This window comes from Mesorhizobium sp. M0848, assembly GCF_040319805.1.
Classification (GTDB): Bacteria; Pseudomonadota; Alphaproteobacteria; order Rhizobiales; family Rhizobiaceae; genus Mesorhizobium.
In genome coordinates this window covers 1-1,526 of record NZ_JAMYOM010000072.1, presented here as the reverse complement: position 1 = coordinate 1,526, position 1,526 = coordinate 1, and the positions used below count along the sequence as shown (strand labels likewise).

Below are 1,526 nucleotides of genomic sequence, written 5' to 3'. Positions count from 1 at the left end.
ATCGCCATCTGGCCGATATGCGTGGAACGCCTTCGGTCGCTCAATCCACTCTCTACACAGTGAAAGAACATCTCATGGTTACATCTCATCAGGTCTCCAAGGTCGTTGTTGTCGGGGGCGGTATTTTTGGCGTCTCCTCGGCCGTTCATCTTGCAAGGCTCGGCATCGAGACCGTTCTGGTCAATGATGGACCGCTCGCCAAGGGGGCGTCCGGCCGCTCGCTCGCCTGGATGAATTCGGCGCGCAAGCGCTCGGCTGAGTATCATCGCCTGCGCATGATCGGTATCGACCGCTACCGCACGCTGTCGGCGAGATATCCGGATGCTGCCTGGCTGCGTTTCGACGGCGGCCTGACATGGGATGCCGACGATGCCTCAAACGAGATCGCCGATGTCTTCGCCCATGAAAAAGGCCTCGGCTATGATGCGCAACATCTGTCCGCGGGCGACATAGCGTTGGTCACGCCGGGTGTCTGCGCAAGCGCTGTCACACCGCAAGGCGCGATCTTCAACCCGGGCGAGGGCTGGGTCGACCTGCCGTCGCTGATCGAAATATTGATCGCGGAATTCGTGGAGCGTGGCGGGCGGCTTCTCACCGGCGCCGGAAGCGCTACCGTCACGGTCGCCAACGGCCGCGCAACCGGCGTCACGACGACCAGCGGCATCAGCTTCGCCGCCGACGCGGTGCTTCTAGCGACCGGTGCGGATGTGCCGCGAATGGTTGCCGACTCCGGTCAGCGTATCGCCGACGGGACACCGATCGCGCTGCTGGTCAGGACCAAGCCAGTCGACTTGCCGCTCCGCGCCGTGCTCAACACGCCGCGCGTCGCCGTCCGGCCAACGCCAGATGGCGCGCTCGCGCTCGATTCCGCCTGGTCGGAAGAAGAGGTGGTGGTCAATCCGGATGGCACTTATCGCGTAAACGCATCGACCATCCAGGGACTTCTCGACGAAGCGTCGAATGTTCTCGAGGGTCATCCGAAATTGGAACTGGACAGCTACGGTGTCGGGCCGAAGCCAATCCCCGGAGACGGTGAACCGGTCTTCGGCCAGTTGCGGGAGGTCAAGGGATACTACGTCGCCTTCAGCCACAGCGGCGCAACACTTGGCCTGATTGCCGGCGAACTGCTTGCAAGCGAGATCGCCACCGGGACAGAGCACCCACTCCTCGCAGGCTTTCGACCGGCTCGATTTTCTTGAGGAGCGCAACGACCTCTGCCGCGCACGCTGCCAATACCGCGTGGAGAGCCTCCGGCTTTAGATGGGTGTAGCGCTTCAACATTTTCCAGTCCTTGTGCCCAGTTACCAGTGCAACTTGTTAGATCGTGAACCCGGCCTCGAAAAGGCTGTCCCTTCGTGCCGCAAGTCATGAAAATGAAGGTCGTGGATGTCCAGGTCCGCGCACCCTAGACGGAAGGCGGTGCCGACTGACCTATGATTGAATGTATGCGGCTCGGGCCGCCGAACGAGGTCCCGTGGACAAGGTCCTCGTTACCCCACGCCATCCGTACACGAGAGGGCTGATCA

The 1,526-nt window shown here is 61.9% G+C and carries 1 protein-coding gene; it reads left to right on the top strand.

The window, feature by feature from the left end:
- Positions 1-74: 74 nt before the first annotated feature.
- Positions 75-1,199, top strand: coding sequence for an NAD(P)/FAD-dependent oxidoreductase (locus tag NKH95_RS33310; RefSeq protein WP_352760121.1), 1,125 nt, complete (start codon positions 75-77; stop codon positions 1,197-1,199).
- Positions 1,200-1,526 lie beyond the last annotated feature (327 nt).

What these genes read in the sequence shown, in the direction of transcription:
- NKH95_RS33310 (WP_352760121.1), top strand. Translation starts at nt 75, where the DNA reads ATGGTTACATCTCATCAGGTCTCCAAGGTCGTTGTTGTCGGGGGCGGT.